5 protein-coding genes and 1 pseudogene are annotated in these 4,513 nt (G+C 40.4%); 3 read left to right on the top strand and 3 right to left on the bottom strand.

Translation table 11 applies throughout. The features are described from left to right. The 3 genes from VF500_RS09665 to VF500_RS09655 all read right to left on the bottom strand — a co-directional run. Positions 1-492, bottom strand: a 492-nt coding sequence (locus VF500_RS09665) for a hypothetical protein (RefSeq protein WP_330859477.1), incomplete at its 3' end; no start/stop codon positions are given. 41 nt (positions 493-533) lie between these two features. Continuing rightward, positions 534-1,793, bottom strand: a complete 1,260-nt coding sequence (locus tag VF500_RS09660; protein WP_330859476.1) for a PBSX family phage terminase large subunit — start codon at positions 1,791-1,793, stop codon at positions 534-536. Positions 1,794-1,842: 49 nt separating this feature from the next. Next, a complete protein-coding gene (locus tag VF500_RS09655) occupies positions 1,843-2,313 on the bottom strand; it encodes a terminase small subunit (protein ID WP_330859475.1) in 471 nt (156 codons plus the stop codon). Positions 2,314-2,488: 175 nt separating this feature from the next. Here VF500_RS09655 and VF500_RS09650 point away from each other — a divergent pair, with 175 nt between their 5' ends. The 3 genes and pseudogenes from VF500_RS09650 to VF500_RS09640 all read left to right on the top strand — a co-directional run. Then, complete coding sequence (locus tag VF500_RS09650; protein ID WP_330859474.1) at positions 2,489-2,992, top strand: antitoxin Xre/MbcA/ParS toxin-binding domain-containing protein; 504 nt, start codon at positions 2,489-2,491, stop codon at positions 2,990-2,992. A gap of 69 nt (positions 2,993-3,061) precedes the next feature. After that, a complete protein-coding gene (locus VF500_RS09645) occupies positions 3,062-3,526 on the top strand; it encodes an RES family NAD+ phosphorylase (RefSeq protein ID WP_330859473.1) in 465 nt (154 codons plus the stop codon). A gap of 82 nt (positions 3,527-3,608) precedes the next feature. After that, positions 3,609-4,513, top strand: a pseudogene (locus VF500_RS09640) (hypothetical protein); the annotation flags it as partial.

Here is a 4,513-nt window from a genome sequence, read left to right as displayed (position 1 = left end):
GAAGTATTGCGCCAATACCTGGCAGCAGGCGTTTAATGAAGGATTAAAATGTTCCTGCCAATCATCTTCACCATGTGTTTTTATATGAGTGTTTATTTCTTCGGCTATGATGTCACGCGCAGCCATAAACGCGCCGGCCGGTTCAACGGAAAGGTTTTGCATTACTTTTACCCTTATTGTTTGGGGGGAGGTTCCATCGGTTCCAGATACTGTGAAAATTACTTCTTTCGGGATCTCATTACTGTTGTACAGGTATTTGATCTGGTAAGATAGTGAAAGTACAGCTTCGCCAAACAGGTGCAGATCATCATAGTTTTTAATGTTCTGAAGCTCAGTGACTGGTATGCCCGAAAGGATGCTGATAGCCTCGATGTCTGTTATGTCCGGCTTAGTCTGTAAGTCCATCATTTGGCCAAGGGTTACCTCATTTAACTGCGTTGGCATCTGGATCCGCAGTTTGCCTTCGGTGGTTTTTAATATTCGTTCTGTCATAGCTATAAAGCCTGTATAGGTTTTGTAAATAATTATCGATATTAGATCAGCCCGTGTAATGCGCTTGTTTGTTGATGAGTTGGCCGGTACGGAAGGCGTGACTGAAGTTTTCCGGTATTATGTATTTTTAATTTATTGAGAGCGATATACCTTAAAGGATCTATTAGGTGGTTCCATGAATCAACGGGTTCATTAATGGTTTTGCCTGTTGTATCTGCACGCCATTTGTAACGGTTAAGCTCGTTGCGCAGGTTTACACTGTTGCGGGTTACATTTATTTTGTAGCGTTTAAGAATATCGATAGAATTTTTAACACTATCTGCACCTTTTTTTGCAGGGGTAACGCGCCATCCGAGGCGTTTCAACTCTTCTATTGATTTTGGCTCGGCACTATCAGCAATAATTTCGTTGTTAAGACTTACGCCCGCCTCTTTTAACTTCGCGGATATATCCGTATTGGTTAAACCTGTTTCGTAAAATAACTCATTAGCCCACAATTCCCCGTTTTGCTGGTACAGTTCAATGCACCCGGTTTCATCGTTAGTAAAACCAAAATCGAGGCCCATGGCTATCAAATGCGCATCGGCCGGGATAGATTCACAGATATACCAGTTATTGAAAATGAGTCCTGTTATTTTACCGGTTAAGCCACGGGCATATACCTTCCATAATTCAATGTCAACAGTTTTTAGCGCTTCAATTTTATCTCTTACTTCCGGAGCTAAAAATGGGTTATGCCTATGGTCAGACACGATGAGCTGTACACCCGGTTTGCCAATCAAGTGTTCATGCACCCAAAAGCCTGTATTAGGGTTGTAATCAATAAAAATGCGCTTTTTGGTACGTAATGCCAGCTCTGTGTATACATCCCACGTTAAACCATTGGCTTCATTTATAAACAGATAATCGCGCTTGCCGGATTTCGCGTCCTGGCTGTTGTCATAACTTTTAAACTCGATTATACTGCCGTTCAGGAATTCGAAAATGCGGTCGCTTTTATTGTAGTTTTTAATTTTTGCCTGTAATATCGGCGATGAGTTGAATATATTCAATGCATCGCGCATTGCACCTGCTTTAAGGTTAGGAATATCCTGCCCAACTATGGTTATTACCTGTTTTGGACTTTCGCCTGCAATACAAAACAGCGCCTGCTCAATGGCAAATGTTTTACCGCTGCTGGTGCCGCCCTGGTTAATTACTATATGCGCGGTTGACTGATAATTTTGTTTGAACAGGATAGAACACAGAAAGCCTTCAGGCTCCTTTGATGTAGTATCGGGGCTTGTTTCTTCATTGGTCATTGTTATTTATTGTTAATCCGGTAGCCCAAGTGTACAAGGGGCACCTGTGTTATAGTTGTACATCTTTTTCGCTGTCGGCAGGGGGAGGGCCTGAATTGAAGAGCTTTACATTTAATATGTTCCCGGCTTCGGTGTTGGTTGGTGATGGCTCGTATTTTTCGTTCCATCCCATATTTTTTAACGCGAACATTGCTCCCGTTGTATTTTGATGCAAATGAGCTTCATAACAGGCTTCTACACGTAAGATCCCTTGTTTAACAGCTGGTGCAAACCTACCGTTCTGTATATAATTGTTAAACTCCTGCCGACTGCTAAAGCCAAGGGCAAGGGCCAGTCCTGATAGGGTTGCCGGTTCGGGTTCTCGGTCCCAAATTTTGTGTTCAATAGTTTCTGCATTGTCTTTACTGTTTTTTACAGGTTTTTGTTCATGGTGATATTCACCTTTTATATTGTCGAAATATTTTTCAATTAGCCGCTTAACCTGGGCGGCGTTATTGCAGGAAGATATATCGGGTTTCATTATGTTTAAAATGCCGATTGGCATAAAAGAATAATCAAATGTCGGAAATATTTTTTACAATTGCTAATTTTATTGGTAATATTTTAATCAAGCCGAATAGATAAGCGGGAGAGATGTAAGAGATGAATAAAATGTAAATATTTTCTTTTTTAATAGAAAATATTTACATTTGTATATGGGCAAAGCAATTAAACGTAGTACAGCTATTGAAGCCAGGCAGGAGCAGGCTGCATCCCGCCCGTATGTATTTACTGACGCGCCTTTGCAGGCATTTAATGATCTGCTGGTGCCTTATGAAACCTATTTTAAATCGCCTTTGGCTAAGCTTGGGGCTATTAAACAAGGGTTACGCTCAAACTCTATCACTGATTTATTAAAGGTAACCGGGGCTACTCAAAGCGATATTGCTAAATGGCTGCATATTACCGAGCCTACGTTGCGCAAACATTTGCAAAGCGCACATGAGTTAAACCAGGGGCTTAGCGAGCATATCATTCAACTGTTTGAACTTTTTGATAAAGGCCTTGACACCTTCGGTGCCCTTGATCAGTTTAAAGGCTGGTTAAAACAATATAATCCTGGTATTGATGCTGTGCCTTATGATCTGCTTGATACCATAACAGGCATTAGCATTGTGATAAGCCAGCTTATCCGCATTGATTACGGCGTGCTTGCATAAAACAATTGCTTTTTTGATGCGGTTGTTTTGTGATCACTAAATAGTTTATTAATCTATCTCACCTGTCTTTTGAACGTTTACCGGATAAGTCAAACCAAATATGCTCATGACCGTAAGGGCTCAGGAATTGATGGGCGTTGGAATTCATTGGGGCAATATATGATTTATACAGGCGGTTCGTTAGCGCTTTCATGTCTTGAAAAACTGGCACATTCGCCAGGTACAGCCTTGTACGCCGGGGATTTTTCTGTTATTATATTCCAGATACCAGATAACCTGCCCGTTTTTGAAATCACTGTAAGTAAACTCCAAAAACTTAACGCCAACTGGCACAAGGTGATCAACTATCCGGTTACTCAATTACTTGGTGATACATGGCTTCGTAAAATGGAAACTCCTGTTTTGAAAGTGCCATCGGCAATTATTGATCTTGAATATAATTACCTGTTTAATCCCGCCCATCCCGATTACAACAAAATAACTATCAGTAGTGTAAGCAAGTTTACTTTTGATCCGAGGCTTAAAGCTCAATAAAACCTGATTCAAACAAATAACTTAAATAATTATTTTATAATTGCAGGGTTAACCTTTACGTTTCCTGCATCGAATAATTATAATGGGTATTAATAAAACAGGCATTTTAATTTTTGCAGGCTTACTTATAGGTATTAGCGTACATGCCCAGGATAAAAGGTACATACCAATAGGACATACCAAATATAAAGATACCGTACTGGTTACCCATCCTGATACTACCTTTGAAAAAGATATTTTTGACGTTATTGGATCTGTTTTTGGCGAAAGTAAGAAACCCGGTAAGGTTGATTCTGTAACTTCAAAACCTGTAATATCAATTATCCCGGCTGTGGGATATACTTTACAAACAGGACTGGCCGGTACTATATCAGGTAATGTGATCTTCAGGTTAGCACCTGATACGCGGATCTCCACCATAACGGTAAACCCTGCCTATACTCAAAATAAGCAGGTGATAATCCCTATACAATCAAATATCTGGTCGGAAAATAACAAGTATGATTTTATTGGCGATTTCAGGTTTTACAAATATCCGCAGAGTAGCTTTGGCTTAGGCAGTAATTCTGACAGGGATAATGAAAATCCGTTGGTTTATAGTTTTTTTCGTTTTCATGAAACTGTTTTGCGCAATATAGCCGGTAATTTTTATGCCGGTTTGGGCTATATTTTTGACGACAGGTGGAATATGTACGAGAAGGGACAGCTAAATGGAAAAACGTCTGATTATGAGCGATACGGCCCCGTTAGTCGCGCTATATCAACAGGGATAACCTTTAGCGGCTTGTATGACAGCCGTGATAACCCTATCAACGCATCGCGCGGATTTTACACTTCTTTACAGTACCGGGATAATTATACATTTTTAGGAAGTACAACCGCCTGGCGCTCATTAATGGTTGATGTGCGTAAATACTTTAGGTTCCCTGAAAGTTCGGATAATGTATTGGCCTTTTGGTCGTATGATTGGTTGGTACTTAATGGCAG

It is taken from the genome of Mucilaginibacter sp. (genome assembly GCF_036383575.1).
GTDB lineage: Bacteria > Bacteroidota > Bacteroidia > Sphingobacteriales > Sphingobacteriaceae > Mucilaginibacter.
The sequence above is the reverse complement of the archived record's forward strand: the minus strand, read 5'-3'. Positions and strand labels throughout refer to the sequence as shown.